The following is a 17,677-nucleotide window of genomic DNA, read 5'->3' on the forward strand; positions in this document are numbered from 1 at the left end:
CCCGATTAACCGGGGGGATCGCATGAAAGTCAAGATTCACACTTTATTCCAATATCTTCTTGAAACGACCGATGCCGAGCCTGAAGCCATCGTCGGTTTTTCGCTGTCAGGTTCTCCGGTGTTGGGAGATTACCTTGACGCGATTGACCCAAGCCTATCGCTGGACTGGAACAATCGCGATTTCAAAGGTCTGCCCGAACTGCGGGCGCATGTGCTGCAACAGGCCGGTTTGAAGAACCAGTGCAAGATTGAGGACGTGCTGATCACCGGTGGCGCGGCAGAGGCGAATTTCCTCGCGATCATGCAGCTTTTGCAGCCCGGCGACGAGATCGTCATCGAAACACCGGGCTGGCCGCAGGCGGAAGTGTTGGCGAAGGCGATCGGCGCAAAGATCAAGAAGATCGAGCGGCTTGAAAGCGAAGGGTGGCATCTGCCCCTGGACCGGCTGCGCGATGCGGTGACGTCACAGACCCGCATGATCTTTGTCACCAATCCGAACAATCCGACGGGGGATTTGCTGTCTGCTGATGAGGTACAGGAACTGGTTTCCATGGCAAGCAGCGCCGGGGCATGGCTGCTGATCGACGAGGTTTATGCAGGTCTTGAATGGGACGGCCCGCGCGCGCCATCTGTCGCGGGCATCTATGATCGGGGCATTACCACCGGGTCGGTCAGCAAGGCGCTGGGCCTGCAGGGGTTGCGGACGGGCTGGATGATTTGCCAGGACCCTGACGCGATCATGAATGCGGTGATCCTGCGGGAAAACAGCTCGGAAATCATGAATGTCATGGGCGAGATCATCGCAGAAATCGCGCTGAGACCAGAGCGATACCTGCCTGCGATGGAAAAGGCCCGGTCCGAAGGCATGGCCAATCTGGCGGAAATGAACGCCTGGATCGATTCGCAGCCGGGACTTACCTGGGTCGCGCCGCGCGCAGGTCTTATTGGGCTGGCGCGCCTGCCCAATGGCATGGACAGCGATGTCTTTGCACGCAAGCTTCTGGCCGACCCATATCGTACGTTTCTGCTGCCTGGCAGTGCATATGACCAACCAAACCACATTCGGCTGGGTGTCGGTGGTGGTGCCGCCGTGAATTTGCGCAAAGGGCTCGACCGGGTCAGTGTAGCCTTGCGGGAATCGGTTTCCGAATCCGGATGAATTCTGTTTTCGGGTCCGGTCATTCCTGTGCATTGGTTCAAGTATTTTTCTAGCAAACCTGGGGATAAACGCTCATCTGATTGGACAATGAGCAATGAACTGCTAAAAACTTGGTCTTTACCCGGCGGCTGACGATTTTTTGACAGCACGCCATAGACCTCACTTTTCTAGTGAATTAAAGAGTGAGCGTAACCAGTCCCTTTTGTGAACATAACTTTTTATCTACGATATTAAATACTTGCGAGGAAACCGAAATGGCTTCTGCAGACACGGACAAGGCGATCCTTGAGAAATCCGGACTATTTGATCCGGACTGGTATCGTCGTCAGTACCCTGACGTAGAAATACTGGGCATGGACCCGCTTGAGCACTTTCTCTGGCTTGGGGGCCGACTGTTGCGGAACCCAGGGCCGAGGTTCAATTCTGAATATTATGTGAATACGCACAGCGATGTTGCGCGCAAGAACTACAATCCGGTGCTTCACTATATCCGGTACGGGCGCGCTGAAGGGCGCCGCACCGCCGAGGTTGCAGCGCCGCGCCTGAATCAGGCCGAAGAAATCGTGCGTGACGGCGTGAAACGCCTTGCCGGTGGGGTTGCCGCACGTCCCGGTCGGCCCACAGTGATGTTGTGCAGCCATGTTGCGGGAAAAAACCTTTTTGGTGGTGAACGCAGCTTTATCGACATGATAGATGGGCTGAATGCGCTGGACTACAATGTCATCGTGACCGTGCCGGGGCATGGCAACCCCGATTACTTCCGGACATTGCGCAAGAAGTCCTTTGCCACTTATGTTTTCCGATATGGCTGGTGGCGCAAGGGGCAGTCTGTCGGCGACCACGCAGTCACCGACTTTGCCTGTATCATTCAGGATGAAGGCGTGGATGTTGTCCACACCAACACCATCGTCCTGCGGGAACCGCTGCTGGCCGCGCGGCGCATGGGTGTGCGCAGCATGATCCACGTGCGGGAGTTGATTCATCACGACGAGGCATTGCTGAACATGATCGGCGAAAGCGCCGAACATATCGTTGATTGGATTTGGGATCACTGCGACCATGTGATCGCCAATTCCAAGGCGACTTTGAAAGGCTTTGCCAAGGATGGAAACACGCCGTCACTGGTTTACAATACCGCGGATTTTTCCGATCTGACCAAACTGGATCTGCCCAAGGCGGACGGGCCGATGCGTGTTGGGCTGATCAGTTCGAACCTGCCGAAGAAGGGCATCAGTGACTTTGCGGAAATCGCTCGAGTGCTTGCAAGAACCCACCCGGATGTGCAGTTCAAGCTGATCGGCCCGGAAACCGAACACACCAATACCCTGATGGAGCAAGTCGCAGCCGGAAAGCTGCCAAAGTCGCTGAGCGTGGCTGGTTACCGCGACACGCCAGCCAAGGCCGTGGCCGAGGCGGATGTGATCCTGAACCTGTCGAACTTTCAGGAGAGTTTTGGCCGGACCGTGCTGGAAGGCATGGCTGCCGGGCGACCGACAGTCGTGTATCGCTATGGTGCCCCGCCCGAATTCGTGGATGAGGGGAAGACAGGTTTCATTGTACCGCTGGGTGATACAAATGCGGTGGCCGAACACCTGCGCCGGTTTGCCGATGACCGCGCCCTGATGCGGCGCATCGGAGAACAGGCAAAGGCTGACGTAACACGCCGGTTTGCGCGCAAGGTTTACGCCGAACAGATGCACGATGCCTACAAGGCGCTGAATACCAAGGAAAACACACCGCCGAAGGTCACCTTGACGCCCCGTGCCGACATTGTTCCAACGCCGCGCGCAAAGCTCAAGGTCGCCTATTTCTGCTGGCACTTCCCGGTGCCGTCGGAAACCTTCGTTCTGAACGAACTGCGCATTCTGCGTGAACAGGGTGTCGATGTGCGCGTGTTCTGCAAGCAGTCACCCTATCCGGATTTCAAGCCGGACTTCGACATCGAATGGGAACGGGTGACCGACCATCATCATCTCGCAAAGCGCCTGAAGGAAACGGATCGCACGATTGTGCATGCGCATTTCGTCTTTCCCACTGTCACCAACATGGTCTGGCCTGCCTGCGAAGAGGCAAAAATCCCGTTCACCTGTATCGCCCATGCGCAGGATATTTTCAGATACGGCAATGCGGCCGTTAACCGGATCGACGAATTTTCCCGGTCCCCGATGTGCCGCAAGGTCATAACCCTGTCGCAATTTCACATGCGCTATCTCGTGGATCAGGGCGTGCCGGAAGACAAGATCCTGATCAACTCGAACTGCGTCGATCCCGATCTGTTTGCGGCAGGCAAAGTCGAGGACCGAGCCAAACGGACCAAACGCAGTATCTGCGCCGTCACCCGCTTTGCCGAAAAGAAGGGGCTGGAACATCTGATCCGGGCTGGCAAGCTGTTGGAAGATGAAGGCATCACCATCAACATCTACGGCTATGGCGAACTGGAAGACAGCTATCGCAAGCTGCTGGCTGAGCAGGAGATCGAGAACGTCCATTTGCACGGTCCCGTAAAGGGACGCGATGCGCTGATGCAGGTGTTCCGAGAGCATGATTTGTTTGCCTGTCCCAGTGTGCGTGCCGCCGATGGCGACATGGACGGTATCCCGACCACGCTGATGGAATCGATTGCTGCCGGATTGCCGGTCCTGACCACGGAAATTGCCGGGATTCCCGACCTTGTAACCGACAAGATCACCGGGTTGGTATGTGAGGCACGTCCCGCAGAAATCGCGGCGCGGATCAGGTCCTTTTACAAGTGGCCTGACGGCATGGTCCAAAGCATGATTGAAACCGCCGAGGAACGACTGCGCCGCAACCACAATGGACCGTCTTTGGTGGAAAACCTGGTGCGGCTCTGGGCGAACGAGCGCGTTGATCTGCTGATCGTGAGCTGGAACAACCTTGCCGAGATCACCGAAGTCACGCGTCGGCTGTTCAAGAACACCTCGATGCCGTTCCACCTGATCATCTGTGACAATGGCAGCAAGCCGGATGTGCTGACCTATCTGATGCGCCTGCATGCCGAGCATGACAATGTCACCTTGGTCCTGAATCGCGACAACGCGATGGTCGGACCCGGAACCAATATTTGCCTTGAAAACGGGCAATCCGACTATGCGATCTATGTCTGCGGCAAGGAGGGTATGACAACCCGGCATGGTTGGGAAAAACCGTTCATCACCTACATGAATGCAAACCCCGACGTCGGCCTGGCTGGAACCTTGTGCCATTCGCCCACCTATCTTTATGGTCGTGACTATCCTATTGCGCAGTCGCTGTTCGACAAATTCCGCAACAAGCAGTTTGCCCATGACAACCCGGACCGGATGTTCTTCCATGTTCAGGGCGGGTTCTTTGTGATGCGGCGGACGATGATCGACAAGATTGGCGGTTTTTCGGATGACGTGCCGCACAACTCCACCGATGTCGAGTTTTCCTATTATGTCGAAAGCTGTGGGTGGAAGCTGGGTGAGGTGCCGGGGTTGATGGCGCTTTACAACAAGACGCGTCCGGGGCTTTTCCACCGCATTGACGAAAGCATGGGCGCCCTGCACCCCCCGATGCTTGAAGATTTGCGTGCGTTGGATTCGATTGCCAGCGGCGATGTGCATCATTGCAACGCATGCGGCAAGCAGAGCACGAAATTCGATGACCTGGATGGCGCTGCCCGCTGCCCGCAATGTGGTGCATCACGGCGGGGCCGGAGCCTGCACAGGGTCTTGGCCGAATCCACCTTGCTGTATCAGCGCCTGCCCGCGCTTGGCGTGAATGTGCCACAGGCGATATCTGAGTTTTGGGGCCACCAGTTCCAGGGGCGACGGATCGAGGTGGATGCATTTCTGGAGTTGCTGAAGTCAAAGGGCCGCACGGATTCCCCGGATGGCAGGCTGAGCTTTGTCATGATGAATGACGCATTGGGCAGGGACCCGAAATCGGACGACCTGCTGCTAAAGGAAGCATCGCGCCTGCTGAAGACCGGCGGCTCATTCTTCCTTGCAGGCTGTTCTGAAAGTGACGCGCTGACGAAAAAATTCGCTGCGCAGAAACTTCAAAAGACCGGCGTGCGTAGGTATGCCAGCAAGGTCAGCCATCTGGACTGGCTGCCGATCCAGCTGTTCACCAAAATCGAAGGAACCCGAGCATAGCACCGCGCAGAGGATCAGGTGCAACGCGTCGGTCTTTTCATACAGAACATATAGGCCCTGCCGTTTGTCGGTGATAACAGGCCGATCATTGACATTGGAACTTAGGCACTGATCATCCGGCTTTAGGGCACTTCTTTGGTAATTCGGGAACTGGTAGACAGAACATGGCGGCAAGAGTAACGACCAAGAACAGCAAGACGACTGCGCGCAAGAAGACAGCGCGAAAGACGGCATCCCCTGCTGCCCCACGCAAGAAACCCGCAGCCAAACGCAATGCTGTTGTGGTTCTTGGCATGCACCGATCCGGCACATCTGCTTTGGCGGGCGTGTTGAACCTGCTGGGGTGCGATGCACCTGCCAACCAGATGAAGCCGACCGTTGACAATGAAAAGGGATATTTCGAGTCTACCAGTGTACATGGGCTGCATAACGATCTGCTGAAATCTGCCGGTTCAAGCTGGGATGACTGGCTGCCGATCAACACCGGATGGTTCAAGAGCAACCGGGTGGAAGAGTTTCACGACCGCGCGCTTGAGCTTGTGAAGAGCGAGTTCGGGGATTCCCGGCTTTTCGTTCTGAAGGATCCCCGTATCTGTCGGTTGGTCCCATTCTGGGAAGATGTGCTGAAGGAAAGCGACGCTGCACCACGATATGTCCTGACGCACCGTAACCCGCTGGAGGTTGCCGCCTCTCTCGCGCGGCGCGATGGGATGAACACCGGGACGGGCATGTTGATCTGGCTGCGCCACGTTCTGGACGCCGAAGCGGCAACACGGGGCAAGGCACGCTGTTTTCTCAACTACGCCAGCCTGCTTGGAAACTGGGCGGGTGCGATGACCAAAGTGCAGGACGCCCTTGATCTGGCCTTCCCGCGGTTTTCGGTCGGAGTTGCATCAGAGGTCGAGGCTTTCCTGGATAGCAACCTGCGCCACCACGACGAAGCGCCTGCGGCAGCTCTGGAAAATCCGATGTTGTCGGAATGGGTGCGCGATACCTACGCGATCCTCGAAAAATGGGCTGCATCGGGAGAGGTCAAGGCCGATTACAAGACGTTGGATGCCACCCGTGCTGCCCTGACTAGCGCGGGTACAACATTTGCGCCAGTAATCCAGGACAGCCGCAAGACCGCTGCTGCCTTGGTTGACCGCGAATCCAGGCTGATAAGCCTGCAGGAAGAGCGGGAACGTCTGGATCAGAGCCTGAACGATGCCGTGACAGCGCGCCAAAACCTTACCCAAAACCGCGATGCGATCAGGTTGGAACGCGATGCGCTGAGAACCAATTTGTCTGAGGTGCAGGAGGAACGCGACACCATCCGGCAGACCCTGACACAGACCATGTCGGAGAAGGCTAACCTGGATGGGTCACTGATTGTGGCGCAGGCGGAACGCGACGCGCTCAAGGACAACCTTTCGAAACAGGCGCAGTCGCTGGAGGAAGACCGCACCACATTCAAGAAAAAGCAGGCGGAACTCGCGGCGGAGCGCGATGCGCTGATCCTGAAACGCGACTCCCTGCTGTCCGAGAATGCATCTCTGCGGGAGTCCCGTAACGGTGTAGCCGAAGCCCGCGATGCCCTGGGGGCGCAGCTTGCTGACATCAAATCCAAATACCAAAATGCTGAAACAGCCAAAGGCCACCTGGAACGGGAAAAGAATAGTCTGGTCAACGAACGGCTTGCTCTTCAGGCCGAGCTCGACACTCTCCGCTCGGAACATGATCTGGTCCGGCAGGAAAAGGCGAACCTCCAGAAAAAGGTCGATGGATTGCAGTCCTCGTTTGACCTATCCGTGCAGGAACAGGACCGCCTGGCAACGCAACTGGCAACCCTTTCCGACACACATGAACAGATGACACAGAAGCGAGACGATCTTTCAGCGGAACGTGACGCATTGAAAAAGTCAGTTGCGAATCTGAAAGAAAAGCTGTCAGCACTTCAGTCCCTTCAGGAAAGAACCGAAAAAGGCCTGATTGCAAGGACGACTGAACGCGATTCGCTCAAAGGCCTCAGGAAACAGGCCGAAGTGGCACGCGAGGAGCTTGCTCAAACTCTTGTTGAAACGCGAACCCGGCTGGATACCCTTGCCTCTGAACGCGACGCCGATCAATCGGCATTGGACTCCCTTCGGGGCGAGCTTTCCCAGGCCCAAAGCGCTCTTGCCCAGCGCAGTCACGAAGCGGAGCAAACTCATCGCGAGTTGCAGGCGCTGAAGGCAGAGCAGTCTGACCGGGATCGGCGCTTTGTAGATATGAAGACCAGCCTTTCCCGCAAGGAAACTGCGTTGGACCAGGAAATCAACCGGATTGGTCAGTTGAAGCGCAGCATGAGCGAAAAGAGCAACCGGATTGCCATCCTGGAAACTTCTGTCGAAACGCAACAGCGCGAAATTACGGATCTGACCAGAATCCTGATTGATAGCGAAAAGGCGGCAAAATCTGAAATCAGCGAGCTGAAAAGCCGCGGCGCATATGCGGAAGCCGCTTTTGAGTCGATGAAGGCCAGCACGTCCTGGCGGGTTACAGCCCCGTTGCGGTGGATTGTGCGGAAAATTCGGAATTAGAGCGTCCGGCCTTGAACATGATCACTTGTTCGCTGCCTTCGCCTGCGGCGGGGCGCGAAAAGTGATCTGCGATGCCTCAGGTTAAAGGCCGGTCGCTTTTAGGCAAAGCGTTATGCCGACAGGTTCTAATGCGAAGCCCGATAAATCAGCTGCTCCTGGCGATCCAGAACAACCTTCTGCTGTCGCTGCGCAAAACCCTTGAGACCCGCTGCTCAATCCCTGCGCGGAGATTGGGCGCTGTGTTGACCAGCGCGGCAGGTTCGGCGCCTGATCCCTCGGGCCAGACCATCAGGCCGCCGGGTGCAAGGCGCGCTATCAATCGTTTTGCCATGTCGTGGTTGGGACCGCTGCCCAGACATATAAGCGTATAACTGTCCGATTGGGGCAGGTCCTGCCAACTGGTTGCAGTCACATCGAACATACCTGTGCCAAGCGCGGTGACCAGGGAGGCAACGCAATCGACAAGCAGCGCCTTATTGGCCCGATGCGCGCGCCAGTCATGCGCGAGGAATTGATAGAGTTTCCGATCCATGCCGGAGCTCTGACATTGGCTGCACCGTCCGCTGTCCTGGATGCAATCCCATCCTTGGCAAAGGTTGCACCTGGTTGTTGTCGGGACTTGCATCCGATCCAACTGAAATGTGTCACTCGGCAATACAGGATGGGCGATGGCGGTGGTTTCATCCAGAACGGCATTCAGTCTTGGCAGCGTCTTGACCGTCAGGGATGACACCTGCGGAATATTGCCAAGACTATAACCACGGCTTTCCAGAAAATAGCTGAACTCAACATCGGTGCTGGCCTGGGGCAGGCTGGTCGAAAAACCGGTTTCGCGATCAACAACATCCCGCCGCAGGATAAACGCGCCGCCCTGGACGTGCTGAAAGGGGCGGCGGGGATGATCTTTGGCGAATTCAGGGTTTCTGAAGCTTGGGAAAGCAGGATGTTTGGCCATCTCCTCGCCCAGCGTGTGCGACGGCAGATGGCACAGGTTGCCGCCCATGGCGACATCGTGATGCTGGCGCATATAGTCGATCAGCGGCCGTTCCCACCCGTGCCGGGCGACAAAGCCCTCTTTCGAGCAAAGGTAGATCGTGAAGACCGCATCGGACCCGGCAAGGGCGATATTTGTCGCAGGTCCGACAAACCGGTTCCGGTCCAGAAAATGCAACCGCATGTTGGGCATCTGCCGGGCCAGTTGGGTCAAAGCCTCGCGGAAGGGTTGGTCTGAGCCGTTGTCGATCACGACCAGCCGGTAGGGCGTGGTTGTATGGGACCGGATGCGCCGGATGATGTCGAAGGTCTGTTCAAAATCGTCGTGTTCGGGCGTGTTGTAGGTGACCAGAACGATATCGAGCATCCCGCGATACCAGGTATCGCAATAGGTCTGCATGGTCTTGTCCGTCCCGACATGGTCGCGCAGCAACTCAGTGCCATTCTGCAACATGGCGCGGCGGTTCACATCGGGCTGATGCAACATGCGTCGCACCGCGTCGGAAAGCGCCTGTGGATCGCGGGGCCTGGCAATATGGGCGTGAACCCCGTCGATCAGATAGTCTTGAATGGCAGAAACAGCCGTGGTGACGACCGGCCTGCGCGCGGCCATTGCCTCCATGACGACAGTGGGAAATCCTTCGGTATCGCCGGTGTCTGCCACGATGGAAGGAACGATACAGAAATCGCTATCCCGCAGGATGTCACGTACCGCATAGCGACCGTCCAATGGGCCGTGAAACGTGATGTTGTCGACACCCAGCGCTTTTGCCTGATCATGGATGATGCCCCAGAGCGGCCCATAGCCATAAACGTCGAAGGCCACGGGTTCATCGCGCAGCAGTGCCGCAGCCTCTATCAGGGTTTCGATGCCCTTCTTCTCGGTAAAGCGACCGATAAAGACGCCGCGCGCCACCGTACCCTTGGCCGGTGCCGGTTTGTCCGGAATGCCGCGGAACAGATCCAGATTGGCGCTTTGAAATGCATAGGCGAGCTTCTCGACCGGGATGCCCTGCGCCTCAAGGTGCTTGCGGTGATAATCGCCATGGACAAACAGCTTCAGGCACAGCGGATCGTTCATGATCTCTGCAATGCGGTTCACGGCGATGTTGTTGTGCAGAAAGATATCAACTGCATGACCGAAAAACGTGAAGGGCACAGCCGCCAACTGGCAGGCCGGCCAGGCCAGCAAGGTCATTGCAGGATAGGCGAAATGGCAATGCACCAGCGTCCGGTCGCGTTGGATCAACAGCTTGGCAAGCGCTTCGGGTGTTTCTACCTGGTGCTGCTGGATGTCAAAGGGGACCTCTGCCGCACGGTCCGGTGCGATCTTGAAGAACACCTCAACGTCAAAGCCGCGCGAGACAAGCCATTCCAGCTCTGCCATGACAAAGCTTTGGCTTAGGGCGGGCCAGTCCCACAGCACATAGGCAATTCGGGGCGCTTCCTGTCCGTAACGCCAGCGATCCTGCCGATGCCGCGCCTGCGTAGTGATCCGCGCATCCTCTGCACCGGTTTCGGCAAGGTCCCGGACCACATCAGCGCCGACAAAGCCAAGGTAGCCAGGGGCATAAACTGCAGTGTGCCGCAGGATCATATCCCAGGCGGAGCAGGTTCCCAGATCTTCGTCAAATCCGCCCAACTGGTCTGACACAGACCGGCGATGCATATAGGTGCTCAGGTCTATGGTCTGTTCCTGCAACAGGGCAGCCCTGTCATAGGATGTGCCCCAAACCTGTGCCTTGCCCGGAGGGATCATCCCCCTGCGCCACCCGGCATAGCCTGTCGACAGGTCGTCATTCTGGGCGAACCAGGCGGTCATCAGCTTGAGATAATCCTGCCGCCAATGGCAGTCACCGTCGAGATAGGCGACCAGATCACCGCGTGCAGCCTCAAGCCCCGTGTTACAGGCCTGTGCATAGCCTGACCCGGTGTTCGGCAGTATCCGCAGCACCCCTGAACTGATGGCCTCGGTGTAGGTGCGTCTGACCTGCGTCAGGGTTTCATCCTGTCCGGCGCTGTAGATCAGAATAATCTCCGAGGGTTCAACGCTTTGGCCCAGTGCAGAGTCGAGCGCGCGGAAAAACCCGCGTCCGTGGATTGGCAGAACCACGGACACCGTTGGGCTTTGGTCACTGCCAGACAGAATGGCATTGGCAAGGGCAAGCGCTTCGGGTGACGGGAACTCAGCCGGGTCAACTTCTTGCAACGCGGTCTGCAAGGGAGAATTGCGAAGCGCATCACCCCAGGGCGCGGGGCCCAGGACATCATGAGCAGGCCGGTTTTGCGGGGCAGGCGGTGCCACATCTTCGGGATGTGCGTGCCTGCCTTCCGCGTGACCATGGCGCAGAAAATGCACCAGCGGATTCATCCTTGCTGCGGCGACTTCGGGGTTCTGGTCAAGATAGAACTGGCCGCAGAAGTACGGCGACGGGTCCCGCCCCATGATGGCACCGACCCAAAGGTAATGTTCCGCAGGGGACAGGCCGCAATCGACGGCATCGGGAAACTGATCAAGATACCAGAGGACATCGAAATAGGGCGAGCTTTGCAGCAATGCCGCGTCGCCCATCAAGGGACGGGTTGCGGGCAGCCGGATCATGCCGCCCGACGTCGCCTGTGGCTGGTCATCTGCCAAACAACCGCCCCAGTTTCCGGATCGGCGCCATCAGCCGCCACGATGTACTGGACCGGATCGACTGCAATTCCGCGAGGTTGTAATCCACAATCCCCTGGGCCCGGCCCAACGCCTGCCGTGCCTCGGCAAGATCGACTTCAAGTGTCTGAATACGCGCCGTTTGCGCCTCCACTTCGGCTTCCTTGTCGATCAGGGCGGCAGTGATATGCGCCAGTTCCCGGTGCCGGGCCATCAGGGACGTTTCCGCATCGGCGAGGCGAACGGCATGCGCCTTGGTTCCGGGGCGGGGGGATGTCATGGCGTGGCGTCACTCGCTGGTCACATAATGTTACCGTACCGTTACCAATCCTTTTTCGGATGGTCCAGTGATCTGGCAGCGGTCCCGCAGTATTCCATTGTGATCCAATGATTACAGCCTGGCATCACCGGCATGAACCCACTGTTCCGGCAAAGTATCAGACAAAGCTGCGCACGGTCTGAATGGCCCCTTCAAGAACCTTTCCGTCCGGGTCCTGAAGTGCCGCTTCGCGGAGCCGGCCCATCCACTCAGCCGCGTCTTTTCGCCCGTGCAGCAGGTCTGCGGCGTTCATCACGGTGGCGAACTTCGTCAGACCGCGTGCATGGGTATCGGAATACCCCTTGATCAGGCGTCTGTTCCTGAGCAGTTCAACACTCAACGCATAGTCGTCATCAAGCGGCTTGAGACTGTCCTCTAGCCATTGCTGCAAATGCGCGTTTTCCACCTGGTGTCTGCGTGTCTTCAGGCGATACCCTTTCAGGCCGCCCAGGAAATGCAGCATCAGAAAGGACCGCAAGGAATGGGTGCGCAGGCGACGGCCCTTGTTGAACAGCCGGTCCATCAGGGCCATGCGTTTGGGATTGGCCTCCCAACGCGCGCCCATGCCTGCCGGTAGCAGGCTGACGATTTCCTCGGCGCGGGGATGGAAGAACTCCGTCAGCTCGACAAGCTGACCGTTTTTCGCGCCCATCTCAGCATGGATACGGGCCATGCGCGGCGCGCGGGTTTTCAGGTCAGCCACCCGGATGATGTCGTCATATGCCATTGCATTTGCGATGTATTTTGCCGCTGTCACGCTGAGCAGCCAATCGTGTTCAGCACTGTCCCTGGCGACAATGCGGTCAAGCTGATCCAGATAGGCCTCGCCATAGCCGCAGTCCTGGAAGTCAACGACTTTCATCAACCCGTTTCCTGCCAATTCCCGCACCGGTTCCGGCAGGGAGTCTGCGCGTCCCTGCAGGGTCTTCCAGCGGGCTAATTCTCTGTCTGGCCCGGTCAGTTCGGGCGCGGGGAGAGTTTCAGGCGCAACCGGTTCCTCGGCACTGCTCTGCGCGGCGTCATACCCGGCGGCAAAGGCCCTGAGCGATGCATCGACACCCTTGCCGCTGGCGCGAATGGCATCCTCAAAGGCGTCGCGCGGGAAAGGCAGCGCGCCGGACCCAGCAAGTGCGCCGAACAAGCTGGAGGAAATCACAGAGCCCTGGGCAACGGCCAGACCGTCCATATCGGCAAGGATCAGCTTTTGCGACGCCATTTCGGCCGCGGCGCGCACCTCATCCGCGTCAGCGATCCCGTCGCCGGGTGCCATCTTTTCCGACACGGCAAGGGCGCGGTGGGTGGAGCCGATCAGCGTCGTCCGGTCCGGAGTGACAAAGCCGCGCATCACCGCGCGACCGACCTCCATCATTTCGGCGGCGATCAGGACATCAACATCGCCACCCGCCGGGGCAAGCGCGAAAACAGGCTCTAACTCGCCCTTTTTTGCCATTTCAACGTAATAGATCGTGGCCCCGGTGCGCTGTGCAACCCCCGCGACAGAAGTGGCCTGACAGACGTATCCCTGGGACCTGGCCAGCGCCTCGATCCAGCCTGTCAGAACACCGCCACCCTGACCGCCCACCGCCATCACCGCAAGCTTGATGATCTCGCCCACGCGGGCATCTGGTGTTTTCTGCGGAAGCACCAGGTTCATGTGGGCGCTCCGGTCAGGCGCAGCCGCTTGGCATCGCGCCGGGTCTGAAGCCAGGAGATGACCCTGTTGCGCAGCCCGGCGCGCCAGGTTTCAAACCTGCCGGGGTTGTGTACAACATCAGCGCGATAGAAAGACGGGCAAAGCACGGCGGCATCCGCCACCTCCCCGCAATTGCCGCAGCCGACACAGGTCTGGTCGATATGGGCAATCGGATCGTCGCGCAGCGGATCGTCGAGCCGTTTCAGCGAGAGTGAAGGACACCCCGACAGGCGGATGCAGGCGTGGTCGCCGGTGCAGACATCGCTATCGACCCCAAAGCGGGGCACATCGACGCGCCGCCCATCCTTGATCGCCTTGTTTCGAATGGGCTTTTCCCGGCGCTGTTTGTTCAGCATGCATTCGGAAGAGGCGACGATCACCTTCGGACCCTTGAAGTCCGTTGTCAGCGCCTCGCGCAGGGTATCGCGCACCTTGCCCACATCATAGGTGTGATCAATCTGCCTGATCCATTCGACCCCGACACCCTTGAGCGCGGCGGAGATCGGGTTGTTGGTGGCTTTCGTGTCGTTGTGCGCGCGGGACGACAGCACATCCTGGCCGCCGGTTGCGGCGGAATAGTAGTTGTCCACAATCACGGCGACATTGTCGGATTTGTTGAACACCATGTTCCCGATCGAGGACGACAGCCCGTTGTGCCAGAACCCCCCGTCCCCCAGCATGGAGATCGCCCTGCGTTCCCCGCCGCCGTCAAATGCGGCGTTGGAGGCCGGGCCCAGACCATAGCCCATCGTCGCGCCGCCGATCTCGAACGGGGGCAGCGACCCGAAAAGGTGGCATCCGATGTCGCCGGTGATCTGGTGCTTGCCCAACTCCTGTTCGACCAGCTTCATCCCCGCAAAGATGGGTCGTTCGGGACAGCCGGTGCAGAATCCGGGGGGCCGGATCGGCACTGTCTTGCTCAGGTCAGGGATCTTGGGCTCTTCGGCATTCGGGGCGCGGACCTTGCCCGGCAACATGTCTGGTGCTGCGGCTTTCAGGAACCCGGTGACGCCGTCCAGCAGCACCTGCCCGGTGTATTCGCCCGCCATCGGCAGGACGTCCTTGCCATAAAGCTTAAGCCGCCGACCGGCCTTGTAAAGAAACGATCCAAGGTGTTGTTCGATGTGTTCGGGCTGCCCTTCCTCGACAACCAGAATATGATCCTTGCCTTCGCAAAAGGCGTCAAATTCGTCTCTGATAAGGGGATAAGTGACGTTCAGGCAATAGATCGGCACCTCTGTTCTGCCAAACAGATCAGCCAGCCCCAGACGTTGCAATGCACGGATCAACCCGTTGTACATCCCGCCCTGAACAACGATCCCGATCTTTGCATTCTTTGGGCCGAAGTGTTCGTTCAACTGGTTTTCAACGATGAACCTCTCAGCCGCCGGCCAGCGATTCTTGATCTTGTCCTGCTCGTGCATGTAGCTCATCGGCGGCAGGACCACGCGGTTGAAGTCCGATTGCGGGTTTGCGATGGCCTGCTTTACCGTCAGCGGGGGGGCAACATTGTCCTTTGTCGCGAAGCTGCCGGTCACATGGCAGGACCGGATCCGCACCATTAGCATCACGGGTGTGTTTGACGCCTCGCTCAGCTCGAAACTGTCTTTGACCGCCTTGGTGATGCTGGGAAGGTTGGGGCGCGGGTCCAGCATCCAGAACTGCGATTTCATGGCAAAGGCATGCGACCGTTCCTGCATGATCGACGATCCCTCGCCGTAATCCTCGCCGACGATCACCAGCGCGCCGCCATTCACGCCAGATGAGCTCAAATTGGCCAGTGCATCCGACGCAACGTTGACGCCGACCGGGCCCTTGAAGGTCACCGCACCGCGGATCGGATAATGAACGGAAGCTGCCAGCATCGCGGCGGCGGCCGCTTCGGAGGCATTCGCCTCGAACCGCACACCCAGTTCGGCCATCAGTTCCTCCGCGTCGGCCAGGACGTCCATCAGGTGAGAGATCGGCGCACCCTGATAGCCGCCGACGTATCCAACACCGTTTTCCAGAAGCGCCTTGGTGATCGCAAGAATGCCCTCGCCGGTGAACACATCACCGTCACCTTTGCGCAGGTGTTCTACTTCGGCCTTGAAGGATCGTTCAGCCATCGAAGTACCCTCTTAAAAGTCGTGTTTCCGTATGTTGCGCAGCATGGTCTGAAGTGTCGCGACAAAGTCACGCTGCTCTGTCAAGCTGACACCCTTGAACATCGCTTCGTATGAGGCGGACATATGGGGCCACAGCCTGTCATAGGCTTCGCGCCCCGCGTCCGTCAGGAACACCCGTGTTGCGCGGCTGTCTTTCTCGTCCGTCTCGCGGCGGACCAGACCGGACACTGTCAGCGCGTCCAGCGCGCGGCTGAGTGTCGATTGTTGGACCACGGCATAGACCGCAAGTTCGCGGATTAGAATTCCGTCAATGACGGACAGCACCGCCAGTGACCGCATCTGAGGCGTCGTCAGCCCCAGGTCTGCCATTTCAGACGACAGCGAGGCATTGTAGCGGCCCATAATGCGGTTCATCAGGTAGGGGGCGAAATTTTCCAGACCCATCTCACCCAATCGGAGAAATTCCTTTTCCGTGTCCTGTTGCTTCATGCACCCAGACCTTTCGCAATATTGAAGCCTGAACCGCCACCCAGGCCCGGCCCAGGATGGGTCGATGCACCGATGTGGTAAAGGCCCTTGATCGGCGTGGCGTTGTTAGACTGCATGGCGTAGGGGCGCCAGACAAAGAATTGGTCCATCGTGCAGGCCCCGCCATAGGGGTCGCCGCCGACAAGATTGATGTTCATGGATTCAAGGTCCGCCGGGGAATAGGCCCTGCGTTCGAGGCGGATGTCGTCCCAATTTCGGATGTGCCGTTTCAGGATACTCTCGATACGGTCTGCATAGGCTTCGCGCATCTGTTCGGTCCAATCCGGCGTGGTCTGGATCTGACCTGCTGCGTCGCCTTTGATCACGCGGGGCGCATCGGGAATCTGAAGCCAGAGGATCGCCTTGCCCTCGGGGCAACGGGTCGGGTCCAGCCGGTGAGGCTGGCCAACGCAGATCGTTGGTGTTTCGGGCAACATGCCCCGCTCCGCCTCGTTACTGGACTTGGATACGGAATCTATCCCGTCGGCGAGGTGGATCAGCGCCACATCGTCCAGCCCTTCGGCATCCCATTCTATGGGTCCGTCAAGCGCATAGTGGAGCTGGAAGTTGCCGCGCCCATGGCGGAATTTCCTTGTCGGTTCAGGCAGTGCCTCTGCCTTGAGCAGATCGTCATAAAGCTGACCAGGTGCGGTGCTGGCGATGACGTTGCGGGCCAGCAGTTTTTCGCCCTGGGCTGTGCGCAGGCCAATGGCTTTCCCGCCCTCTGTCAGGATGCTGGTGGCTTCCACCCCGGTGCGGATTTCCCCACCATTTGCCTGTATCAGAGACGCAAATGCCGCAGCAGCCTGTCCCGCGCCGCCCTTGACCACGGGCGCGCCCGCAGCCTCCAGCGCAAATGCGATCACGCGCGTCATCTGACCGCTGTAGCTGGCTTCGGGCGTCAGACCGACGTGCAGGACCCAAGGCGCCCAAAGCGCCTGGACATCGGCGCTTTGATAGCGTGTTTCAAGCCAGCCGCGTGTCGGTTCCAATGCTTCCCCGAACCAGGTCTTTAGCGGGCCAAGCCCGCGCTTCCATGCCTGTTTTGCCAGTAACAGAGCCGTTTTTCGGGACCAAAGCGGCTGACCCAAAAGGGCAAACAGGAACGCTGCGTCTTGTTCCACGCCCCCCACATCCGCGCCATGTTGATCCCCGTCACCGGGGCTGCTGCTGTTGAAGGTGCTGACGTTGCTGTCGCGGTCCATTGAAAGGGTCAATGCGGTGCCATTCGGCCTGAGCACGGCAGTGGGGTGCGGACTGTGGCAAAACTCAAGCCCGTGCTTTGCCAGGTCGCTCCCCAAGGCTTCATGGGCAGGGCCGGTCAGGAACAACACGAATGTCGCCGCCATCACATCATGATGAAACCCCGGTAGCGTGACCTGATCGGAGGTGTACATGCAGCCCCCGATCCTGTCTTCACGCTCGATCATCAAGACACTATCGCCCTTGCGCGACAGCATGGCCGCCGCGACCAGCGCATTGATGCCTGACCCGATGATCAGATGATCGACAGTCGCCACT

Annotated in this window: 9 protein-coding genes; 3 read left to right on the top strand and 6 right to left on the bottom strand. The window is 58.6% G+C overall.

Going from position 1 to position 17,677, the window contains the following annotated elements; all coding sequences use genetic code 11:
• Positions 1-22 precede the first annotated feature (22 nt).
• The 3 genes from A8B82_RS22050 (at position 23) to A8B82_RS22060 (ending at position 7,859) form a co-directional block, all read left to right on the top strand.
• Complete coding sequence (locus tag A8B82_RS22050; protein ID WP_067297506.1) at positions 23-1,159, top strand: aminotransferase class I/II-fold pyridoxal phosphate-dependent enzyme; 1,137 nt, start codon at positions 23-25, stop codon at positions 1,157-1,159.
• 254 nt (positions 1,160-1,413) lie between these two features.
• Positions 1,414-5,298: a glycosyltransferase gene (locus tag A8B82_RS22055; RefSeq protein ID WP_067297508.1), complete on the top strand. Its 3,885-nt coding sequence runs from the start codon at positions 1,414-1,416 to the stop codon at positions 5,296-5,298.
• 728 nt (positions 5,299-6,026) lie between these two features.
• Positions 6,027-7,859 carry a hypothetical protein gene (locus tag A8B82_RS22060; RefSeq protein WP_138069850.1) on the top strand — a complete coding sequence of 611 codons (1,833 nt, stop codon included), beginning with the start codon at positions 6,027-6,029 and terminating at the stop codon, positions 7,857-7,859.
• A 145-nt stretch (positions 7,860-8,004) separates the two neighbouring features.
• Here A8B82_RS22060 and A8B82_RS22065 read toward each other — a convergent pair whose 3' ends face one another.
• From A8B82_RS22065 to A8B82_RS22090, 6 genes are all read right to left on the bottom strand, one after another.
• Positions 8,005-11,490, bottom strand: a complete 3,486-nt coding sequence (locus tag A8B82_RS22065; protein ID WP_067297513.1) for a glycosyltransferase — start codon at positions 11,488-11,490, stop codon at positions 8,005-8,007.
• The gene (locus tag A8B82_RS22070) at positions 11,480-11,788 is read right to left on the bottom strand and encodes a hypothetical protein (RefSeq protein ID WP_067297516.1); all 309 of its coding nucleotides are present in this window, start codon (positions 11,786-11,788) and stop codon (positions 11,480-11,482) included. The genes A8B82_RS22065 and A8B82_RS22070 overlap by 11 nt, the downstream gene beginning before the upstream one ends.
• 157 nt (positions 11,789-11,945) lie before the next feature.
• Positions 11,946-13,481 (bottom strand): indolepyruvate oxidoreductase subunit beta family protein, encoded by a 1,536-nt coding sequence (locus A8B82_RS22075; RefSeq protein ID WP_067297519.1) that lies wholly within the window; start codon positions 13,479-13,481, stop codon positions 11,946-11,948.
• The gene (locus tag A8B82_RS22080; protein ID WP_067297521.1) at positions 13,478-15,628 is read right to left on the bottom strand and encodes a thiamine pyrophosphate-dependent enzyme; all 2,151 of its coding nucleotides are present in this window, start codon (positions 15,626-15,628) and stop codon (positions 13,478-13,480) included. The genes A8B82_RS22075 and A8B82_RS22080 overlap by 4 nt, the downstream gene beginning before the upstream one ends.
• 12 nt (positions 15,629-15,640) lie before the next feature.
• On the bottom strand, positions 15,641-16,117 hold the full coding sequence (locus A8B82_RS22085; protein ID WP_067297524.1) for a MarR family winged helix-turn-helix transcriptional regulator: 477 nt from the start codon (positions 16,115-16,117) through the stop codon (positions 15,641-15,643).
• The gene (locus A8B82_RS22090) at positions 16,114-17,676 is read right to left on the bottom strand and encodes a phytoene desaturase family protein (RefSeq protein WP_082899432.1); all 1,563 of its coding nucleotides are present in this window, start codon (positions 17,674-17,676) and stop codon (positions 16,114-16,116) included. Before A8B82_RS22090 ends, A8B82_RS22085 begins: the two co-directional genes overlap by 4 nt.
• Position 17,677 lies beyond the last annotated feature (1 nt).

This window comes from Sulfitobacter sp. EhC04 (assembly GCF_001650875.1).
Classification (GTDB): domain Bacteria; phylum Pseudomonadota; class Alphaproteobacteria; order Rhodobacterales; family Rhodobacteraceae; genus Sulfitobacter.

Excerpts from the sequence above, each read along its gene's own strand:
- A8B82_RS22050 (WP_067297506.1), top strand. The coding sequence starts at position 23 with ATGAAAGTCAAGATTCACACTTTATTCCAATATCTTCTTGAAACGACC.
- A8B82_RS22055 (WP_067297508.1), top strand. The coding sequence starts at position 1,414 with ATGGCTTCTGCAGACACGGACAAGGCGATCCTTGAGAAATCCGGACTA.
- A8B82_RS22060 (WP_138069850.1), top strand. The coding sequence starts at position 6,027 with ATGTTGATCTGGCTGCGCCACGTTCTGGACGCCGAAGCGGCAACACGG.
- A8B82_RS22070 (WP_067297516.1), bottom strand. The coding sequence starts at position 11,788 with ATGACATCCCCCCGCCCCGGAACCAAGGCGCATGCCGTTCGCCTCGCC.
- A8B82_RS22075 (WP_067297519.1), bottom strand. The coding sequence starts at position 13,481 with ATGAACCTGGTGCTTCCGCAGAAAACACCAGATGCCCGCGTGGGCGAG.
- A8B82_RS22080 (WP_067297521.1), bottom strand. The coding sequence starts at position 15,628 with ATGGCTGAACGATCCTTCAAGGCCGAAGTAGAACACCTGCGCAAAGGT.
- A8B82_RS22085 (WP_067297524.1), bottom strand. The coding sequence starts at position 16,117 with ATGAAGCAACAGGACACGGAAAAGGAATTTCTCCGATTGGGTGAGATG.